Source organism: uncultured Negativicoccus sp., from assembly GCF_902480485.1.
Taxonomy (GTDB): domain Bacteria; phylum Bacillota; class Negativicutes; order Veillonellales; family Negativicoccaceae; genus Negativicoccus; species Negativicoccus succinicivorans.
Genome location: NZ_CABSTC010000017.1, coordinates 1 through 20,294, shown reverse-complemented (window position 1 = coordinate 20,294; position 20,294 = coordinate 1). Strand labels below are relative to the sequence as shown.

At 54.9% G+C, this 20,294-nt stretch carries 22 protein-coding genes, 2 tRNA genes and 1 pseudogene; 3 read left to right on the top strand and 22 right to left on the bottom strand.

From position 1 onward, the window contains the following. The 8 genes from RDN69_RS02445 to RDN69_RS02410 all read right to left on the bottom strand — a co-directional run. A partial coding sequence (locus RDN69_RS02445; protein ID WP_288218215.1) for a secretin N-terminal domain-containing protein occupies positions 1–562 on the bottom strand: 562 nt, incomplete at its 3' end. After that, positions 559–1,116, bottom strand: a complete 558-nt coding sequence (locus RDN69_RS02440; RefSeq protein WP_159823138.1) for a hypothetical protein — start codon at positions 1,114–1,116, stop codon at positions 559–561. The genes RDN69_RS02440 and RDN69_RS02445, both read right to left, overlap by 4 nt. Further along, positions 1,083–2,537, bottom strand: coding sequence for a hypothetical protein (locus RDN69_RS02435; RefSeq protein WP_159823139.1), 1,455 nt, complete (start codon positions 2,535–2,537; stop codon positions 1,083–1,085). The genes RDN69_RS02440 and RDN69_RS02435 overlap by 34 nt, the downstream gene beginning before the upstream one ends. 8 nt (positions 2,538–2,545) lie before the next feature. After that, a complete protein-coding gene (locus RDN69_RS02430; RefSeq protein WP_159823140.1) occupies positions 2,546–4,030 on the bottom strand; it encodes a hypothetical protein in 1,485 nt (494 codons plus the stop codon). A gap of 98 nt (positions 4,031–4,128) precedes the next feature. Next, positions 4,129–4,569 (bottom strand): hypothetical protein, encoded by a 441-nt coding sequence (locus RDN69_RS02425; RefSeq protein WP_159823200.1) that lies wholly within the window; start codon positions 4,567–4,569, stop codon positions 4,129–4,131. A 75-nt stretch (positions 4,570–4,644) separates the two neighbouring features. Then, positions 4,645–6,060: a thioether cross-link-forming SCIFF peptide maturase gene (gene scfB, locus RDN69_RS02420; RefSeq protein WP_288218214.1), complete on the bottom strand. Its 1,416-nt coding sequence runs from the start codon at positions 6,058–6,060 to the stop codon at positions 4,645–4,647. A 54-nt stretch (positions 6,061–6,114) separates the two neighbouring features. Further along, complete coding sequence (gene scfA / locus RDN69_RS02415; protein ID WP_024048344.1) at positions 6,115–6,264, bottom strand: six-cysteine ranthipeptide SCIFF; 150 nt, start codon at positions 6,262–6,264, stop codon at positions 6,115–6,117. A 128-nt stretch (positions 6,265–6,392) separates the two neighbouring features. Further along, a complete protein-coding gene (locus RDN69_RS02410) occupies positions 6,393–6,875 on the bottom strand; it encodes a hypothetical protein (protein WP_024048345.1) in 483 nt (160 codons plus the stop codon). 146 nt (positions 6,876–7,021) lie between these two features. On the opposite strand from RDN69_RS02410, the gene RDN69_RS02405 reads away from it, so the two are divergent. Together RDN69_RS02405 and RDN69_RS02400 are read left to right on the top strand one after the other, a co-directional pair. Beyond that, positions 7,022–7,098: transfer RNA gene (locus RDN69_RS02405), tRNA-Pro, on the top strand. A 3-nt stretch (positions 7,099–7,101) separates the two neighbouring features. Then, positions 7,102–7,175: transfer RNA gene (locus RDN69_RS02400), tRNA-Gly, on the top strand. 334 nt (positions 7,176–7,509) lie between these two features. Here RDN69_RS02400 and RDN69_RS02395 read toward each other — a convergent pair. From RDN69_RS02395 to RDN69_RS02335, 13 genes and pseudogenes are all read right to left on the bottom strand, one after another. Beyond that, positions 7,510–8,631, bottom strand: coding sequence for an ABC transporter permease (locus RDN69_RS02395; protein ID WP_075939412.1), 1,122 nt, complete (start codon positions 8,629–8,631; stop codon positions 7,510–7,512). Continuing rightward, the gene (locus tag RDN69_RS02390; RefSeq protein WP_024048347.1) at positions 8,628–9,509 is read right to left on the bottom strand and encodes an ABC transporter ATP-binding protein; all 882 of its coding nucleotides are present in this window, start codon (positions 9,507–9,509) and stop codon (positions 8,628–8,630) included. The genes RDN69_RS02395 and RDN69_RS02390 overlap by 4 nt, the downstream gene beginning before the upstream one ends. Then, on the bottom strand, positions 9,506–10,213 hold the full coding sequence (locus RDN69_RS02385; protein WP_024048348.1) for an ABC transporter ATP-binding protein: 708 nt from the start codon (positions 10,211–10,213) through the stop codon (positions 9,506–9,508). The genes RDN69_RS02390 and RDN69_RS02385 overlap by 4 nt, the downstream gene beginning before the upstream one ends. After that, entirely contained in the window at positions 10,210–11,184 is a 975-nt protein-coding gene (locus RDN69_RS02380) for an HlyD family secretion protein (RefSeq protein WP_024048349.1), read from the bottom strand. The genes RDN69_RS02385 and RDN69_RS02380 overlap by 4 nt, the downstream gene beginning before the upstream one ends. Positions 11,185–11,333: 149 nt before the next feature. Further along, positions 11,334–12,530, bottom strand: a complete 1,197-nt coding sequence (locus RDN69_RS02375; RefSeq protein WP_075939411.1) for an NADP-dependent malic enzyme — start codon at positions 12,528–12,530, stop codon at positions 11,334–11,336. A 17-nt stretch (positions 12,531–12,547) separates the two neighbouring features. Then, positions 12,548–13,333: an adenosylmethionine decarboxylase gene (speD, locus tag RDN69_RS02370; protein WP_024048327.1), complete on the bottom strand. Its 786-nt coding sequence runs from the start codon at positions 13,331–13,333 to the stop codon at positions 12,548–12,550. Between the two features lie 20 nt (positions 13,334–13,353). Then, a complete protein-coding gene (locus RDN69_RS02365) occupies positions 13,354–13,941 on the bottom strand; it encodes an XTP/dITP diphosphatase (RefSeq protein WP_288218216.1) in 588 nt (195 codons plus the stop codon). Between the two features lie 12 nt (positions 13,942–13,953). Next, a pseudogene (rph, locus tag RDN69_RS02360) lies at positions 13,954–14,685 on the bottom strand (ribonuclease PH); the annotation flags it as partial. Continuing rightward, positions 14,675–15,298, bottom strand: a complete 624-nt coding sequence (gene murB, locus RDN69_RS02355) for a UDP-N-acetylmuramate dehydrogenase (RefSeq protein ID WP_288218213.1) — start codon at positions 15,296–15,298, stop codon at positions 14,675–14,677. The gene murB and the pseudogene rph, both read right to left, overlap by 11 nt. Then, positions 15,202–15,612 carry an FAD-binding protein gene (locus RDN69_RS02350; RefSeq protein WP_288218212.1) on the bottom strand — a complete coding sequence of 137 codons (411 nt, stop codon included), beginning with the start codon at positions 15,610–15,612 and terminating at the stop codon, positions 15,202–15,204. The genes murB and RDN69_RS02350 overlap by 97 nt, the downstream gene beginning before the upstream one ends. Beyond that, a complete protein-coding gene (locus RDN69_RS02345; protein WP_288218211.1) occupies positions 15,609–15,980 on the bottom strand; it encodes a YlbF family regulator in 372 nt (123 codons plus the stop codon). Before RDN69_RS02345 ends, RDN69_RS02350 begins: the two co-directional genes overlap by 4 nt. Next, positions 15,967–16,473, bottom strand: coding sequence for a tRNA (uridine(34)/cytosine(34)/5-carboxymethylaminomethyluridine(34)-2'-O)-methyltransferase TrmL (gene trmL / locus RDN69_RS02340; protein ID WP_288218210.1), 507 nt, complete (start codon positions 16,471–16,473; stop codon positions 15,967–15,969). The genes RDN69_RS02345 and trmL overlap by 14 nt, the downstream gene beginning before the upstream one ends. Positions 16,474–16,548: 75 nt before the next feature. Then, positions 16,549–17,499 carry a YihY/virulence factor BrkB family protein gene (locus RDN69_RS02335; protein WP_288218209.1) on the bottom strand — a complete coding sequence of 317 codons (951 nt, stop codon included), beginning with the start codon at positions 17,497–17,499 and terminating at the stop codon, positions 16,549–16,551. 177 nt (positions 17,500–17,676) lie between these two features. Here RDN69_RS02335 and RDN69_RS02330 point away from each other — a divergent pair, with 177 nt between their 5' ends. Beyond that, complete coding sequence (locus RDN69_RS02330) at positions 17,677–18,315, top strand: hypothetical protein (RefSeq protein ID WP_288218208.1); 639 nt, start codon at positions 17,677–17,679, stop codon at positions 18,313–18,315. A gap of 35 nt (positions 18,316–18,350) precedes the next feature. Here the strand turns inward: RDN69_RS02330 and typA are convergent, their stop codons facing one another. Then, positions 18,351–20,165, bottom strand: a complete 1,815-nt coding sequence (gene typA / locus RDN69_RS02325) for a translational GTPase TypA (protein WP_024047965.1) — start codon at positions 20,163–20,165, stop codon at positions 18,351–18,353. Positions 20,166–20,294 lie beyond the last annotated feature (129 nt).

The following is a 20,294-nucleotide window of genomic DNA, read 5'->3' as shown; positions in this document are numbered from 1 at the left end:
AGTCCCAATCGATCCCGAGTTCTTTGATATGGTCGCGATTGACCGCGACGACTTCCACCGAGACATTGACCTGCCGATACGCGTAGTCGATTTTCTTCAGCAGTTGATCCACTTCCGCCAGTTCGCGCGGCGTACCGTAGACGATGACGCTCGCGCTCTCCGGATTAATTTGCACCTGTTCTGCCGGCACAATCGCCGTGAGCTCTTTTTGCACATTCACGGGGTCAGCATAATTCAAGGCGAAGGAGCGCGCCTGTTTGGCCGCTTTTTCGTTCGTTTGCGTACCGTGCACGAGCCAGGTGCGTCCGTTTTTCACCAGCGTCACGTCCGCCGCCTCGGCGACCAGACGCAGCGCCTCCTGCGGCGTCACGTCATGCAGTGTCAGCGTGACGTTGCCACGAACATCGTCGGCGATGATAATGTTATCGCCGGTCAGTCGCGCCAAGCCGGTTAAAATTTCCCGTACGGAAGAATCCCGCGCCTGCACGTCCGCCGCTTGAATCGGTCCGGCGAGCAGACTCAGGCCGAGCAGCAAAGTTCCCCATTTGCCTACGCTCATCATTGCGCCTCCAAAGGCTGTAAATGCAGATCGCCCTGCGGTCCCGCCAACGTTAAATCCCGCGTTGTCATACCGGTGACCGTGTAGCCGGCATAGCTTTCTCCCGGCGCCAATGTCACCGGTACACCGTTGATCGTCAGCAACGCGAGCGTCGTCGCGCCTTCGGTCATGGTGCCGTTCCAAATAATCGCGGGGGTGGCGGTAACGGCCGCTTGCGAATGAATTTCCTCTTGCGCCGCGTCAAAAGCCGCCGTGTTGCTCGATCCCATTTCCGCCGCGGTCGTCATGGCGCCAAAGGGTTGGCGCGCATGGCCGCGATGCGAAATTGAAAGCGTATTCGCGCCGCTGTCGGACAGGGTTACGCCGGAAGAAACGGCAGGCGCCACGGCGAGCGGCTGCGCCGCCGGCATCGCGCCCAGCATGCAAAGAGCGACGACACATGTCGTCGCGCCTGCCAAATAATACCATTTTGAAATACGTCGAGCGCTTAGTTTCAGCGTTGCACCGACTTTGCTCCCGAACATCAGAAATCCTTCGCCCACACGTCCAAACGCCATTCGTCATCTTTGGCGCGATACGTGAGCGTTCCCGCCAGCGAATGCATGTCGCGATACCAGGTGTAGTCCGCGTGCTTTAAGTCGCCGTTGACGAGATCCCATGTGTATTCCGCGCCGAGCGCGTTAAGACGATCGACTTTATATTTGAAACCTACAAATGCCGGTTGTTCCAAGTCCAGCCGGTCAAACCGATACGGAGTTTCACCGGAAAGTCGGTTGATCTGCGCGCCCGTCCACCATTGCGTGCGGCCGGCGTCATAATCCAAGCGCGCGCCGTAGTAGAAATTGCTGCGGTCCATATCCCCGTAGCCGTAAAAATCTTTCCAATACCCTGTCGCCAATGTCAGTTCCGCGCGCTCCGACAAACGCAAAGGATCGGTCGCCAAAAGCAAGCTGTAACCGCTATGACTGCCGCTCGTTGCGCCCTCTTTCCAATCGCCCCAATCGAGCTGCGCCCGCGCGTAGATCGGACGAGCGCCGAAATGGTACGGCCGACTCGTGAAGATGAGCTCCGGTCGTTTTTTTATCCAGACGGATTCGTCATTTAAGCGACTTTCTTCCTTGCTGTAATGGATTTTCCATTCTCCGTACGGCGCGTAATAGCGTACGCCGATATCGGGCTTGAAACCGATCTTGGTGTACCACGCGTAGTTAAAGAACGCCTCGGTACGTTGGCTCAAAGGATACTCCATCTTCGCTTTGAAACCGAAACCGTTATGCGCTTTATACGACGGCCGCGGTAAAAATGACGCCACGCTGCTGCTGCGTCCCGGCTCCATGTTCACGCGGTAGCGCGGCAGATGGAAAATCCGTTTATTTTTGATATAAAAATTGACATCTTCCGCCAGCAGCGATTCCTGCGGAATGATGGTAATCGTTTCCGCTTCGATGCGGTAATCCGGCGTCTCGGCCACCGCCGACGGTGTCGTCACCATGGCTTCTTGCAATATGCCGGTGTTCGCGCCTTGCGAAAACGCGCCGCGACCGGCTTCGATGTACAAGCGCGAATAGTAACCCTTGGCATTCGCAAAGGCCGCCGTATCCTCCATCGCATTGTACTCGAGATCACGCACGGCAAGGTCAATCTGCCGCGCGCCGTCCGTCCAGGCGACGTCATCCGGCAAATGGTACACTTCCGTTTTGTGATTGCCGAGCAAGCGGGGCGTTACAAATTGCGCCGTATCGTAACGCGCGACCGTGTTGCCGAGCGCCGCGATTTCCCCGTCGGTGCCGTTGTACTTCATGGTATCCGCCGTAATGACCCAATCCGTTCCCGTGGACGGATGCATCGGGTATACATGCGTTTCCCCTTCCGCGGCCGGCGCGCCGCTGTGAATCGGCGAAGGAAGCGTCGCCTGCGCCGCCATCGGTGTCACCAATAAAGCCGCGAGCGCCGCCCGCGACCACCACGCACTGTTCATACCGTCTTCTACTCCTGACGAATAATCACAACCGGAAGATCGTCTTCATCTTCCTCATTGATCGGTTCAATGGTAACTTCAGCGGCATCCTGTTTCTTTTCCGCTTTTATTTTCCCTTTCGCGTTTTTGGCCGCGTCTTTCGCCGCGTCCTTCGCTACTTTGGCGGTTTCCGCAGCGGCGTCGGCCTTGGCTTTCGCTTCATGCGCTTCTTTTTCGGAAGTCGCCGCGACTTCTTTCGCCTGTTTTACCGCCGCATCGCTCGAATTTTCATCCGTCGCGACTTCTTTGGCTACTTTCGCGTTCGAGGCGTGCTTTTCCGCTTGCGCTGCCGCCTTTTCCGCTTCTTTCGCCGCATCTTCCGCTACGCCGGCGGCCGTCGTCGCATTTTCCGCCGACGTCATCGCGGACGCTTCGTTCGGCAAAGTAATGGTTTCAAGATCTTCATCAGCGACCTCACCTGTCGACGCGGAGTCCGCGCTGTTCATTTCGCGCCGACGTTCTTTGACCTCCGCATTCGTTTCGCCCGGCTGCGCGACGTTTTCCGCCGTCACGACGAGATCATTTTTACGCGCCTGCGGCGCGCCGTCCACACTGACGACGCCATGCGTCTTGACGGTATCCTGCACCTGAATGTAGAGCGCCGTTCCCGCCGGCATATCGACATCGCTGCCTTTGACGAAATACCCGCCGACCAAACCGATCGGGCCCAATACCATCGCGCCGGCCGCCGACGCGCCCAGCGCCGCCGCTTCATATTTCAATTTTTCTTTCGCTTCCGGTCCCAATACGGTGGCAATCGGTTCATCATCGATGCCGAACACCTGATTGAACTCGATTTCCAGCTTGCCGTTACGGCCGAAGCTGCGCGGCGGTTGCACTTTTGTCACGACACCCGTGCCTTGCGCGCCTTGCGGCAGCACGAGAACATCATCGACAAATACATCCTGCGCGACCGTGAAACGGATTTCATCGCCCTCATGATTGGTTTCCGTCGCTACTTCTTCGGAAAGCGTGATCGGGAAAACGGTATTCGCCGGCATTTCCACTTCACGCAATTCAAAGTGACGATTTTTATAAATGCTTTTTTCCAAACCGAGCACGCGCGCGGAAAGGCTGCCGCCTTTTTTCTCACCGTATACTTCGGTTTCCAGCGCGCCGATCCGATCGGCTAACGCGGCGCGACTGATTTCATTGCGCAGCTGCCATTCGAGCGTGTTGACGCGAGTCGCCAGCGACGGTTCTGTGGTGTCGCTTCGCACCACGTCGTTATAAAGCGTTCCGATCTGTTCGGCGAGACCGTCTTGCGCGAGCTTCGTACCGTACACATCACGGCTCGCTTTTTGCACGCGATCGAGCATGGCGCCCGACTGCGCTTCACCGTACAAAACATTATCAATAATCGTCGCCTGATCCGCCAATGTCGGCTGGGCGGCGCAAGCGGCCCAGGGGAGTGTCAATAAAAGCGAAAGCAACGGCGCCAATCGTTTCTTCATTCCATTACCTCTTTTCCCTTGACGTGAAAATCACGCCGCAAATATATCGTTCGGTTTTTCAAAAAGAGCTGTTTCGCCATGCGAAACAGCTCTTTCCGTTAGAAACGCACGTCAATAATAGCCGACACGCCGACACCGCTGACGCGGTTCAGACGCGTAGGATTTTTGCTGTCGACCGGCACCAGACCACGGATACGAAACAGCTTGTCATTGAAGCTGCCTTCCACCTGCGCGACCGCTTCGACTTCGTCCACCGCCGCTTGCGGGCCGATGACCTGCGCCGCGCCGATGTAGCCTTTATCGCCGACACTGATGATCGGCACGACTTTCGTCGCGTAGCTTGCTTCGACGTCGTTTTCGCGCATCAATTTGTTAATAAAATTATTGAGTTGATCGGAATAACGATCTACCACATAGCCGATGCCGCCGACTTTCAGCACGCCGCCCAAAACGCGTCCCAAATCAAACGCCTGGGTGTTGGCGACGGTGCCGAATGTCAATAAGGTACCGACGAGAACCGCGGAAATTGCCTGTTTCATTTTCTTTTGCATAGCTCTCACTCCTTTAGCATTACACTCTCTTTATTATACTAAACGATGTCGCCCGCGACAATCTTACGCGCGCGCCGAGACGTTGTCCGCCTGCGCCCGCTCCGCCTTGATATCCGCCATTTTAGCCTGAATCATCATGGCGCACTCGATGCGTTTTTTCTGAATTTCGCAGCTGACCTTGTAGGGTTCATGAATATCGCCCGCAAAGGTTTCATTGTTGGCGTGGCAACCGCCCGAGCAGAAAAATTTCGCCCAGCAACCTTGGCAGGTCGGTTTTTTTAGCACGTGATTTTCACGGAAGGAGCGCGGCGTATCCATATCGAACAGCCCCGTCTTCACATTGCCGATCACATACCCGTCCCGACCGACGAACTGATGGCAGGGGTAAATATCTCCGTTCGGCACGACCGCCATGTACTCATGCCCCGCGCCGCAACCGCGCAAACGCTTTTGCAGACACGGACCGCGGTAAAGATCCATATTGAAATGGAAAAATTGGAACGGACGACCTTCGCGCTGGCGATCCAAGTACGCCTGCGCCAATTTTTCGTACTCCGCGAAAATGCGCGGCAGATGTTCTTCCGTAATCGCGAACGCCTCGTCTTCACTGACGACCGGTTCCATCGAAAGTTCGCTGAAGCCCTGGTCCACCATGTCGAGCACGTCGGTCGTAAAATCAAGGTTCTTCGCCGTATACGTGCCGCGCACGTAGTATTCTTCGCCGTTACGATTTTGCACCGCGTACGCCAAGTGGTCCCGGATCGGCCGGTACGTACCCTCGCCACGCACTCCCGGGCGCATCTCGTCATGCACTTCTTCACGACCGTCCAAACTCAACACGAGACTGACATGCTGCTCATTGAAATATTGCACCTTGCGCTCATCCAACAGCATGCCGTTGGTCGTCAGCGTCAGCTTGAAAATCTTGTCGTGTTTTTTCTCCTGCGCGCGGATATAATCGATCGTCTGCTGCACCACATGGTAATTCATCAGCGGCTCGCCGCCGAAGAAATCAATCTCGCAATGTTTACGCGGACCGGAATGCGCGATCAGAAAATCGACTGCCCGACGCGCCGTATCAAAGCTCATCAGCTCGCGCCATTTACCGTAACCGCCTTGGCCCGCGAAGCAGTAGCGGCAACGCAAGTTGCAGTCATGCGCGATATTCAAGCATAACGCTTTAACAATCGGACGTTCTTCAAGCGCGACGGTAAACGCCGGATCCATTTCCGCGAACAAAAGACCGTCGGCGATCAACTCGTCGACTTCGCCGATCGCTTCCTCAATCTCCGCCGCCGGATAGCGGTCGCCGAGCGCCGCCCGCGCTTCGTCCGGATTCGTTCCGTCATAGGTATCTAAAAGCTCATACGTCAACTGATCCGGCAGATGCACGCAGCCGCTGTTGACATCGAGCACGATGTATTCGCCATTTAAATAAAACTTGTGAATCATAGGTTGTACTGCAGAAACTTCCGTCATTGAGTTCTCCTTACATGCAAAAGGTCCTTCGCCTGCGCAAAGGACCTCAGCTGTTTACCGTTGTTGTTGTTTGCATACCTGGTTGCCGATGGTGCAACTTGTCTTGCAAGCGGATTGACACGAGGTCTGGCATTCGCCGCAACCGCCGTGTTTCGCAGTCTGTTGCAGGGACACCGGATTGAGTGTACGAATATGTTTAGCCATGTCGTTCCCTCCTTAATTGTTATCGTTATTATAGCATAACCCGCCGCCTGTCGCATGTATTTTGCGCGCGCGTCGGACAAATTTCAGAAACATTTTACGCATGCAATATAAAATCAAACATCTTTACGCTACGCAAGCCACCACCACAGCAGCGCCGCCGGTGACGCGCCGATCGCCAAAAGCGCCACGCCCAATCCCAAGCAGCCTTTTTTCGCCTTGCGTTCAGTGCGCGCGCTCTCCTGGTAAAACCAGTCGTCAACCGCCTCCGTCAACGCGGCATGCTGCGCCTCCATGCGCGAGAACACATGCGCGAACTCCTGCCGACGCGGCTCCGGCAAACTGTCCGCCGTCGCGTACGGCGCCAATTGCTCACGCGCCGCCGTATAGCGTCGCACAATCTCTTGCCAAACGTCGGGATCCAACTTCGTTCGGTATTGATAAATGCCCTTTTGCGCGACGAAATTATATAAATTTTCACTCTGCTGCATCTCGGACAATATCGCGCCCAGTTCCGGCACATCATGGAACCGTTCTACCGCTACTTCCTGCCACCGCAAATATTCCGCCGCGGTTAATTTTATCGTCGTAATCAGATCGCTCGGCGCTTGCATGCTCGTCTCCTTTGGGGTACAATATTTTATATCTTCTTTTCATTATAGCGGATTTCAGGGGCAAACCCAATCTTTGTCAAGCAATTGAAAAAAGAAATAAAAAAGTACGTGACAAATGATTTTTTCTTTGCTATAATATTTTTCATCGGGGCATAGCGCAGTTTGGTAGCGCACTTGGTTCGGGACCAAGGGGTCGCAGGTTCAAATCCTGCTGCTCCGACCACTTGCGGGTGTAGCTCAATGGTAGAGCTCCAGCCTTCCAAGCTGGCTACGAGGGTTCGATTCCCTTCACCCGCTCCATTTTCAGTGGGTGGCGGTTAAACGGCGCAGGCCGTTTTTTTATTGCGCGAAAACAGCGCGCGAGATTTTATATTTTTCCGCAGAAAAATAAGGATGCGCCCGCCGCGCTAAATTTATTTTCCGCAAGAAAATAAATCCGTGCGTAATTCGTCAAAAACACTCCAAACCGCTGAAACCGCACACGACTTATACTATACCGAAATCTTGCCGACACGATTCACGAAACCGGCGAAGCTGCCGAAAGTGATTCGAATGAGCATCGGCACCGAATTTCGCCGCGGCAATACGATTGATCACAAACAAAAGCACTCTCCGCCAGAGAGTGCTTTTTTATTTACATCGTTTTTCTGAAGCGCAGAACCGCGCCGGTCAGCGTAACGACGACGAAAACGGCGAGCGCCAACGTCGGTTGCCAAAGATCAACGATCCCGATGCCTTTCAGCATGATCCCGCGCACGATGACGAGGTAGTGCGTCATCGGAATGACCTGACTTACATATTGAAAAAACGTCGGCATGGCGGCGATGGGAAACATGAAGCCCGATAAGAGGACGCTCGGCATGATGACGAAAACGGAAAGTTGCATCGCCTGCATTTGATTTTCAGCAAATGTGGAAATCATGACTCCCAACGAAAGCGACGCGATAATGAAGAAGGTTGTCAACAAGAAGAATAGTAAGATGCTGCCTTCAAACGGCACGTCGAAAATTATCCGGCTGATCAAAATGGCAATGATGATCTGCGTGTAACCGACGACGATGTAGGGAATGATTTTGCCCAACATCAGTTCATGCGGTTTCAGCGGCGTGACCATAAGTTGCTCCAGGGTTCCCTGCTCGCGTTCGCGAACGATGGCCATCGACGTGATGGCGACCAGCGTCATGGTGAGCACCATGCCCATGATAGCCGGCACCATGTAAAATTCCGAGACCATATCGGGATTGTACCAGGCCCGAATGCGCAAATCATACGGCGCGACGAAAGTCTTGCCGCCCGCGGACATGAGCCGGGACTGAACGACTTCCTGCGACTTCATTTGCGCGACAATCTGCGCAGTGGAAATGGCGGAGCCGGATGTCATGCTGTCGGAGGCGTCGACGATGACCTGCACCGAACCCGCGCGACCGTGCCGCAGATTTTCACCGAAATCCGGCGGGAAAATGATCCCGACTTTCGCCGCGCCGGAATCGATTTGGTGTTTGACGTCGTCAAAACTGTGCGCGACGTGCGTAATATCGTAGTAGCCTGTGCCGACAAAAGTATCGAGCAATTCCCGGCTTTCCGTGACGCGCGCCTGGTCGAAAACGACGGTCGGCATGTGCTTGACATCGGTACGCAGCGCGAAACCGAATAAAAGCAACTGAATAATCGGCATGGCGACCATGATCACAATCGTCGCGGGGTCACGCAACATTTGAATAAATTCTTTAATGACCATCGCCCGAAATCGAATCATAGTTCCTCCGTCCGGGATGTCTGCATGTAGTAAATAAACGCGTCTTCTAAAGTCGGTTCCACTTGGCTGACATCCTCTTTTCGCCAATCGGGCGGCAACGTGTCCGCCATCGTCCGCATGCGATCGCCGTAGACGTAAACGCCCGGCGGTAATACGGCGTGCAAATCGACTTCGCCGCGATGCTCCCAAAGCGTCACCGGCAATTGCGCGGTTAAATGTTCCGGTGTATCTTCCACAATCATTTTGCCGGAGTGCATCAAACCGACGCGGTCACACTGCGCGCCTTCCTCCATGAAGTGCGTGGTAACAATGACGGTCGTGCCCTGCGCGGCGAGATCGTGAATGATATCCCAAAAAATTTGACGCGCGCGCGGATCGGCGCCGCTCGTGGGTTCGTCCAAAAAAAGCAATGCGGGATGATGTAAAAGAGCGGCGGCGAGCGCCAGGCGTTGCCGCCAACCTCCGGAAAGCTGACGGACTTTCGTCACGTGATAATGTTTGACGCCGACTTCTTCCATCGCTTCTTGGATCCGCGTCGCGACATCCGCATCACGCAAGCCGTACAGCCGTCCGTAAAATTCCAAATTTTCGGTCACGGTTAAATCGGGATACAGGCTGAACTTCTGCGACATATAACCGATGCGCGCTTGGATTTCTTCCGTCTGCGTGACGAGATCGCATCCCAACACATTCGCCGTGCCTTCGCTCGGCGGCAACACACCGCAAAGCATACGGATCGTCGTCGATTTACCGCAGCCGTTCGCGCCGAGCAAGCCGTAAATGCTTCCCGCGGCAATCGCCAGCGGCAAGTGGTCGACGGCGGTAAAATCACCGAAACGGCGCGTCAAACCGTCCGTTTGAATCGCGTAATCGCTCATGCTTCTTCCCCCTTGCTCAGTGAGAAAAAGACGTCTTCCAAGGTGGCGTCGGGACCGATTTTGCGTTGCATCGCGAGCGGCGTCGCGACGTCCAACACATGCCCGTGATCAAAAAAGGCGATGCGGTGACAATACGACGCCTCATCCAAATACGGTGTCGCGATGACAACGGTCGCCCCCTGCCGTTGCGTTTGGTATAAAAGTTGCCAAAATTCACGGCGCGAAACCGCGTCGACGCCGGTCGTCGGTTCATCGAGCACGAGATACTTCGGCTCATGCGCCCAAGCGGCGGCCAGCGCCAATTTTTGTTTCATGCCGCCGGAAAAAGTGCCCGCGAAACGGTCGGCAAATTTCCCGAGACCGACGAAATTCAGCATTTCTGTCGCCCGATCACGCGCCTGCTGCGGATCCAGTCCGTAGAGCGCCCCCATGAGTTCCATATTTTCCCGCGCGGTCAAGTTCGGGTACAGGCTGAAACGTTGCGCGACGTAGCCGACGGGCACACGCCCCGGCGCTTCGCCGTGAATGGTAACCGTCCCCGCATCCGGCCGCATCAGCCCCAAGAGAATGCGCAAGAGCGTGGATTTGCCCGCGCCATCCGCGCCGACAAAGCCGAATACCTCGCCGTCCTGAATCGTGAAGCTGACATCGTGTAAAGCTTGCACCTCTCCGTAGGACTTACTGATATCTTGAAAGGTAATCATTCGAAATCAACGTCCGCCGGCATGCCTGGTTTGACGATCCGCTCCTGATTTTGCACGGCGACTTTAACGGCGAATACCAGGTTGGCCCGTTCTCGCGCCGTGATGCTTTGCCGCGGCGTATATTCCGCCTGCTGACTGATTTCCTGAATCGTGCCCGCGATCGCGCGACCCGGATAGGCGTCCACATATACGTTCACCGCCTGACCGACCTGAATGCGCGCGAGATCTTCGCTCGGCACATACACCCGCACATAGCAGTTGTCTAAATCGCCGACGGTGACGATTGGAACACCGGCGGGAGCGAATTCGTTATTTTCAAAATTTTTGCTCAAAACCGTGCCGCTCGCCGGACTTTCCACATCAATCCCGTCCGCCTGCGCCTGTTGCGCATCCACCTGGGCCTGCAAGCGTTCCACTTCCGCGCGAGCCGCTTCCACTTGCCCGCTGCGCGCGCCGTCCTGCACGATGGTCAACTGATCCTGCGCCGCAGTCAGCGCCTGCTGAGCCACTTGGGCCTGCGTGCGCGCCGCGTCGAGTTGTTGCGCGGAAATCGCGTCCTGATCATAAAGCTGGCGATAGCGGTCGAAATCAGCAGACGCTTTGTTCGCTTGCGCCTGCGCGCTCGCTACTTGCGCCTGCGCCGCGGAAATCTCCGCCGGCCGCGCGCCGCTTTCCAGATCCGCTAAGCGAGCTCGCGCGGCGGCCAAACCGGCGTTGGCGGCAAGCACTTGCGCGCGCAGATCTTCACGATCGATACGGCAGACAAGATCTCCCTCGTTCAGCGTATCGCCCGCCTGCAAAGTAAGTTCGCGCACGTATCCCGGCACTTTGGCGGTGACATCATACCGCGTCGCTTCGACCGTGCCCGTCGCCGTCAAACCTTTATCCTGCGGACGAGTGACCCAGTAAAGCAGTCCGCACAATACCAGCAGCGCGATGACGGCAAGGATAATCTTTCCCTTCTTTTGCATAAAGCCCTCCACTTGCGCACACATTTCGGTTCATTTGCTTGGTTTAATTATTACATAGTTGAATACACCCGACAAGTACGCCCCGACTTGCGCATCGCTACATAAAAAAGCTCTCTCCGCAAAAGAGAGTGCTTTTTTATTTCATTCACTTAGTCGCGATACTGCGCCGGCAGTTCCTTCATGCGGGCCACGCCCGTTTCGATCGCTTTTTTCGCGACCGCTTTCGCGACTGCAAGCGGCACGCGTTCATCGAAGACGTCGATGACGACATTATCCTGCCGCAAGTCTTTGTCGTCGACCAAATCGGCCAGCGCATACGCCGCCGCCAATTTCATTTCCATATTGATTCGCCGCGAATGCACGTCGATCGCGCCGCGGAACAGACCCGGGAACACGCTCGAGTTGTTGACCTGGTTAGGCATATCGCTGCGACCCGTACCGCAAACGGCGACGCCGGCCGCGATAGCGTCTTCGTACATGATTTCCGGAACGGGGTTCGCCATGGCAAAGACGATGCTGTCTTTGGCCAAAAGTTTCATGTCTTCCGGTTTGAACGCGCCCGCCTTCGAAACGCCGAGCAAAACGTCCGCGCCCTTGATCGCGTCTTGGAACGTGCCCTGACGGTTTTCCGGATTGATCCGATCGACAAGGTCTTTCTGCACGCGGTTCAATTTGCCGTTGTCATGCAAAATCCCTTTGCTGTTGAGCATCGTCATATCGGTCGCGCCGGCCGCCAAAATCATGTTGGCGATCGCGGTGCCCGCCGCGCCCGCGCCGTTGATGACGATTTTAACTTTGGAAATATCTTTTTTCACGAAGCGCAGCGCGCCCAGCAAGGCCGCCAAGGCGGCGATCGCCGTGCCGTGCTGATCATCGTGGAAAACCGGAATTTCCATTTCTTCAATCAAACGGTCTTCGATGTCATAGCATTTCGGCGAAGAAATATCTTCGAGGTTGATGCCCGCGTAATTTTTCTCCAACAATTTGACAGTGCGAATAAATTCTTCCGGATCCTTGGTGTTGATAACGACCGGCAACGCGTCGATGTTCGCGAAACGTTTATAAATCGCCGCTTTACCTTCCATGACCGGAATGGCGGCCGCCGCGCCGATATCCCCCAAGCCAAGCACGCGCGTGCCGTCCGAAATAACGGCGATCACGTTACCGCGCAAGGTTAGCGAAAACGACAGATCCTCATCCTCTTTAATATGCAAGCACGGTTCGGCGACACCGGGCGTATACGCAACCGCCAGCGCGTGCCGATCATTGATCGGCATCTTGAGCCCCGTCGTTAAAATGCCGTTGTGCTGTTTTCGCATTGCCATTGATTCTTGTTTCAAATCCACAGTAATCCCTCCTCTGGTTACACACCCTTGATCGCCGGTAAGTTGCGACCGTAATAAATCTCCGTCATCTCCTGGCGTAACTGTCGCCGGACCTTTTGCGCCGCGCTTGCAGATAGGTCCGCGCGCGTCTGATCGAAGAGATAGTCGTCAAGATCGAAATCCTTTACCATCATTTTACAATGGAAAATATTTTCCTGGTACATATTGACATCGACAATATTATAACGGTTGCGCAAAGCCGCTTCAATATAGTGGGAAATGGCCTGCATGCGGTGGTCGATGTAAATCTTTTTACCGTTGACATCCCGCGTGAATCCGCGCACGCGATAATCCATGATCGCGATATCCGGCGCAAAGCGTTTCAACAAAAAGTTGAGCGCTTTGAGCGGTGAAATTTCCCCGCAGGTCGAGACATCAATGTCGGCGCGAAACGTGCACACGCCGCGTTGCGGATGGCGTTCCGGATAGGTATGCACCGTGATGTGACTTTTATCCAAATGCGCGACCACATCTTCTTTCGCTATGCCCGGATGCCCTTCGGCGATCAGCATGGTTACGCTGGCGCCTTGCGGATCGTAATCCTGCGCGGCGATGTTTAAGACATGCGCGCCGATGATGTCGGACACTTCACACAATGTTTCCGTGAGCCTTTCGGCGTTATACATCTCATCGATATACGCGATGTATTGTTCCTGCTGCTCTTCGCTGGTCGCGTAGCAAACATCATACATATTGAAACTGAGCGTCTTGGTCAGGTTATTGAAACCGTATAATTTTAATTTCCGCGTTTTTTTGGTTGTCATGCTTTTCCGCCCCGCGCCCGCTACTCGGACTGTTCCCGCAAGCGTTCACTGAGAATGCGCAACGCTTCGCCTCGATGACTGATGCGATTCTTTTCTTCTAAAGTGAGTTCCGCCATCGTTTTTTCACGTTCCGGCAGGTAGAAATACGGATCATAGCCGAATCCACCCGTGCCGCGCGGTTCGAGCACGATTTCGCCGCGGCAAATGCCGCGCGCCGTGCGTTTGGTGCCGTCCGGATACACCAGCGCCAATTCGCAAACGTATTCGGCGCCGCGATCTTGCGGCGCGACCGCTGTCATTTCCGCGACCAGTTTCGCATTGTTGGCCGCATCATCGCCATGCGTGCCCGCGTAGCGAGCCGAGTACACGCCCGGCGCGCCGTCGAGCGCGTCAACCGCCAGACCCGAGTCGTCCGCCAACGCGGGGAGTCCGGTTTTTTCCATATAGTAGCGCGCTTTTATGAGCGCGTTTTCCGCAAATGTCGTGCCGGTTTCTTCCGGATCCGGAAGATCCGCCACCTCCGTCACGGGAATGCCTTGGTAACCGACTTCGGCAAGCATCGCCTGCATCTCGCGAATTTTCCCTTCGTTATGCGTCGCCAGCAAGATGCCGCGCCGTCCGACGCTGCCGACGAGATCCGCCAAATCACCGAGCGCTTCCTGTTGCGCCGCGATCAATTCTGCAATGCCTTTTTGCGCCAGATCCAAGAGCTCATTTAACTGCGCGCGCGAAAATGTCGCGCCTTCGCCCGTGCCCTGCACCTCGACCAGTTCGCCCGACTGCAAAGCGACCACATTCATGTCGACATCGGCCGTGCTGTCTTCTTCGTAGCAGAGATCCAAATGCGGCACGCCCGCCAGTTCACCGACGGAAACCGCCGCGCAGAAATCTTTCACCGGAAACGGCCCTTCGCCGTTCCACATGCCGGCAATCGCTTCCACGAGCGCGACATACGCGCCCGTAATCGACGCCGTGCGCGTACCGCCGTCGGCCTGCAACACATCGCAGTCCAACGTGATAGCGACTTCACCGAGCGCCTCCAAATCGACCGCCTGCCGCAAGCCGCGGCCGATCAGTCGTTGGATTTCCTGACTGCGGCCGGACAATTTGCCGCGTACCGCTTCACGCTGATTTCTGTCTTTCGTCGCGCGCGGCAACATCTGGTATTCCGCCGTCACCCAGCCGCGTCCTGCGCCGCGCAACCAGCGCGGCACGCGCGGCTGCACGGACGCCGTGCACAATACTTTCGTATCGCCGCAGGTAATCAGCGCCGAACCTTCCGCATATTTATTCACGCCCCGTTCAATTGTCACGGGACGCAATTCATTTGTTTCGCGACCGTCAATACGCATCGTCGGTCTCACTCCTTTGTTCATCTTCACCGAAAATTTGCACTTCCGGTTCCAGCGTTACGCCATGCGCCGCGAAAACACGCCGCTGCACTTCGGCAATCAAGCCCAGCACATCGGCCGCGGTCGCGCCGCCGCAATTGACGATAAAGCCCGCGTGACGCATGGAAACTTGCGCGCCGCCGACCGTCAAACCTTTGAGTCCGGTCGTTTCAATCAATGTCCCCGCGTAGTAGCCGACGGGCCGCTTAAACGTGGAACCCGAGCTCGGCATATCGAGCGGCTGCTTCGTCGTCCGCCGTTTCGTATAATCCGCCATCTTTTCGCGAATCTCCGCCGCGTTCCCCGGTTGCAGTTCCATCGTCACCTGCGTGATGATATCGCCCGTTTCCTGGAATACGCTGTGGCGATACGCGAAGTGCAGCTGATCGCCCGCGTAGACGACTCGTTCGCCCGCGCGCGTAAGCGCTACCACTTCCGTCACGATCTGTTGCATCTCGCCGCCATACGCGCCCGCGTTCATCCACACGGCGCCGCCGATCGTGCCGGGAATACCGCAGGCGAATTCCAAGCCGGACAATTCCGCTTTCGCCGCTTTGCGCGAAGCCTGCGCCAAACGTACGCCACGACAAGCCGATTGCCTTCCGTATAGAAAGGTCGCACCAGTCGCGAAAGACCGATCACAACGCCGCGCACGCCGCCGTCACGCACCAACACGTTCGCCCCGCCGCCGAGAATCATCAGCGGGCATTTTTCGTTGGCGACAACGCGCAATACGCCCGCCAGTTCCGCCTCGGTCTCCGGCTCGATATAGAGATCCGCCGGCCCGCCGATCGCGAACGTCGTATGCCGCGCCATCGGTTCGGCAAAATGCAGCGCGCTCTTGGGGACAACGCCGGAAAACAACTCTTCCCAATGCTCTACGGTCACTGCTTTTCCTCCGCCGGCGCAAAGCGGGACAAATCGGGAACGCCTTCGCCGATCGCCTCGCTGACGATTTTTTGAATATCGGCGGCCACCTGCTGCCAACGCATGAACGCGTGCAGGTATTCGCTCGCGAGCGAGTTGTTTTGCACCATCACCTGCAAGCTCTGCAATTTTTCCATGCCGTTCCAACCGTCCGTTTTCTGCAACATGCGACGGTATTCCGCTTCCATCTGCAAGGCGAGAAACGCTTCCGCCAAATCTTTCGCCGACGCGTCCTGCGCCAGTTTTTCTTTCGCCGCGATCAGCTGTTTCATTTCCGCGCTTTCGCGAATGCTTTTCGCCAAATTATAAGCGTCATCATACATATTCATGGGAATCTCCTTTCACTTCGGGCAAATGTCCCTTTTGCGCCAGCGTGGGAAAATTCAACTGACGCAAGGCTTCGTACGAAACAATCGCCACCGCGTTCGACAAATTCAACGAACGGGCTTCGGCCCGCATCGGAATCCGAATGCATTGCTCCGGATGCGCGGCCAATAATTCTTCCGGCAGTCCTTTGGTCTCCTTGCCGAACACCAGGACATCTTCATCAGTGAAGCGGACATCGGTATAGCTTTTTTCCGCTTTCGTCGTATTAAACCAGAAACGTCGGCCCTTGAGATATTCGACCAACGCCTGATAATTTTCGTGAATATGAACTTCCAATAAATCCCAATAGTCTAAACCGGCACGCTTCAAATGCTTGTCATCAATCGAAAATCCGAGCGGTTTCACCAAGTGCAAGACAAGATGATTGGCCGCGCATAAGCGACTGATATTGCCGGTATTACCGGGAATTTCCGGCTCGACTAAAACAATGTGCATACTTGCCTCCTACATAGAAATCTTTCAATACAGTGTATTGTAACACAGGATATCCGGCGTGCGAAACATGTCGCGTCAGACAATCCGAAAGTCTTCCGTTTGGTAATCTTTACGACGCGGAACCGTGAAAAACAAATGCATATCGTCAAACGCCGCGATAAATTCCGCGCCCATAATCAAAATGAGCGAGGTCAAATTGAGCCAGATGAAAAGAATCATCAAGCCGACCAGCGAGCCGTAGGTCGCGCCCATATTGGCGATATTGCTGACGTAAAAACCGTACGCCCCCGTCATGGCGACCCAAATCGTCGTCACGATCGCGGCGCTGGTGAGCGTGTGCGACCAGGGCGTGCGCCCCTCGTGTTCGACGAAACGCGGCGCGTAACGGTAGAAAACCGCCAGCACCAAAATCATCGCCACAAAAGGAATCAGGTAGGTGCCGATTCTCCAAAAGAAAAGAAATTCTTTCGTCAAACCGAGTACCCCCATAAATGTTTTCACGATCAGGTTGCCGAATACGGTAATGCCGAGCGACGCCAGCATCGTGCCGACAATCAGCAAGGTGAACAGGATCGATTTCGTTTTGACGCGAATATAGGACTGGACATTTTTGCCCGTCTGAAACGCGATATCGGTCGCGCGGATCAAGGTGTCGATGCCTTTGGATGACGACCACAGCGCCAATAAAAGACCGATGGACAATACCGTGGTCGAACGTTGCTCGATAATATCGGTAACCACCGGCGCGAGCGTCGCCGGCACATCGCCCGGCAGGTACTGCATGTAACGCAACACCGTATCGATTTGCGACGCCGCCACGAACAATATGATATTAAACAGGAAAATCATAAACGGCACCAGCGCCAAAATCAGATAGTAGGTCGCGGCCGCGGCCAGCATCCCCACATCATCATCCATATACCGCTGATATAAACGTTTACCAATATATAAAGCGCGAGAATCGCGCAGACGTTTGAACCATTGCGCTTCGTTAAGACGATGCCGAATGACTACCCAAGGGTCCACGTTCTTTCCCCTTTCTACAACCATGACAATTACGTCAACGCAGACGTAAAACAGCTGGTTTTATTATAGCATAGTAAGAATCGCCTTTGCGGCGTTCCGATGACGGTTGCCGCTTGCCTTGCCGCTGGTATAATGAAAGTAAAGCGGCCACGGGGAAATGGTCGCGAGGGAGGAATTATGCAACGACGCATTATGCACATCGGGCTTTTGGTCAGCCTCTTTGCCACCATGGCGTACCCGCTGACGAAACTCAGCGGTCATGAGTGGATCGCCTATCTTTTCGCGTTGATTGTCGGCTACCATGTCTACGAACATCGCCGCGCCTTGGGAAAATTAGCCCGGCGCGCGACGCCGAGAGTTCGTTTTCTGCGCGCAGCGAACTATGTGCTTTGCGCGGTATTCGTCATTTGTTTCCTTTCGGGATTTTTATTTTCATCGCTGATCCCGCATCCGGGCCGTGAAGTGTTACGCTATGCCAAGTACGTTCACATCTGTTCGTCGTCTTGGTTTTACGCGCTTGTCGCGATGCACGCCGGCTTTTATTGGGACAGTTTGCGTCACACAATGCGGCGTGTTTTGCCGCCGCTCGGCGGGAAATGGCACGCGGTGCTCGGCGCGATCAGTCTGTACGGCTTGTATATCGCGGTCGCTCGTAATTTCTTTTTGAAAATGGCGTATTTGTATTTAAAACACCCAAAAGCGGAACCGAGCGCGATTTTATTTTTCGTTGACTATTTTGCGATCTTTATGCTCTTCGCCTACTTCGGTTGGTGGCTGCTCCGTTTCATCAGCCGGCGCCGAGTGACACATTCCTGATGCACGCAAAAAAGACCTCTTGCGAGGTCTTTTTATTATTGCTGTTTTTTCTTCGCCGCTTTGTAACGGGCCTGCTGGCTCAAAATACGTTTGCGAATGCGGATGGCGTGCGGGGTCACTTCGACCGTTTCGTCGTCGTTGATCCATTCCAGCGCTTCTTCCAACGTAAATTGACGCGGCGGAGTCAAGCGAATCGTATCATCGGAGCCCGACGCGCGCATGTTGGATACGTGTTTTTTCTTGCACGGGTTGACGTCCATATCGGTATCGCGAGCGTTTTCGCCGACTACTTGGCCTTCATACACGGATTCATTCGGTCCGAGGAAAAGCGTACCGCGTTCTTCGATATTACCCAAGCCGTACGCGGTGGTTTCGCCCGGTTCGACAGCGACCAGCGCGCCGCGCGTCCGCATCGGAATCTCCCCTTTGAAAGGAGCGTACCCGTGGAATACGTGGTACATAACACCGTTGCCTTTGGTATTCGTCAAAAACTCGCTGCGGAAGCCGATCAGACCGCGCGCCGGAATGATAAATTCCATGCGCAGGTAACCCGACAGCTCATTCATGCTGATGAGTTCCGCTTTACGCGGTCCGAGACTTTCCATAACGGTGCCCATGAATTCCTGCGGCACATCGACATTCAAGCGTTCCAACGGTTCGCATTTCTGACCGTTGATCATTTTCATGATGACCATCGGTTTGCCGACCTGCAATTCATAGCCTTCGCGGCGCATCATTTCGATTAAAATCGACAAATGCAATTCGCCGCGACCGGACACTTTGAACGCATCGGCGGAATCGGTTTCTTCCACTTTCATCGCGACGTTCGTCTGCACTTCTTTCAAAAGGCGGGCGCGCAAATGACGGCTGGTGACGTATTCGCCGTCCTGGCCCGCGAACGGGCTGTCGTTGACGGAAAATACCATCGACAATGTCGGTTCGTCGATATTGATCGAGGGCAATGCTTCCGGATGTTCCGGATCGGTGATGGTCTCGCCGATGTTGATGTCTTTGAAACCGGTGATCGCGACGATGTCGCCCATCTTCGCGTCGTTCGTTTCCACGCGCGCCAAACCGTTGTACGTGTACAGACGGCCGATTTTATCCTGGCGCACCTGATCGCCGTTCATGATCGCGACCGGCTGACCGTAACGGACGAAACCGCGTACGATACGACCGATGGCGATTTTGCCGACGTAATCATCGTAATCCAGCGTCGTAACCATGATCTGCAGAGGCGCTTCCATGTCGCCTTCCGGCGCCGGAATGTAATCCAAAAGCGTTTGGAAAAGCGGCTCGACACTGTCGCTGCTGTCATCCATTGACAATTTGGCAATCCCCGCGCGAGCGGACGCGTAAATGACCGGGAAGTCGAGCTGTTCGTCGCTCGCATCCAGTTCAATAAAGAGGTCGATGATTTCCCCTTCGACTTCCTCGACGCGTTGATCCGGGCGGTCGATCTTGTTGATGACGACGATCGGCTTCAAATTCTGCTCCAAGGCTTTGCGCAGCACGTACTTCGTCTGCGGCATCGGGCCTTCAAAAGCGTCGACCAGTAAAACTACGCCGTCGACCATGTTCAAAATACGTTCGACTTCACCGCCGAAATCGGCGTGGCCGGGTGTGTCGACAATATTGATTTTCGTGCCGTTGTACATGACGGCGGTATTTTTGGATAAAATAGTAATCCCGCGTTCGCGTTCAAGATCGTTCGAGTCCATAACTCGTTCGGCAACGCGTTCATTCTCACGGAAAACGTGGCTTTGACGCAGCATGGCGTCTACCAATGTAGTTTTGCCGTGGTCAACGTGAGCGATGATCGCGACATTACGTATATCTTGCCGTTGCATAGATGTTCCTCCTGATGGTTAATAACTTTATTATTATATCACACATCGGAAAAAGCGCGTAATCTTTTCGTCAAATCTTTGTATTTATAAAAATAAAAAAGACCTTGCGGTCTTTTTATTCGGTTGCAG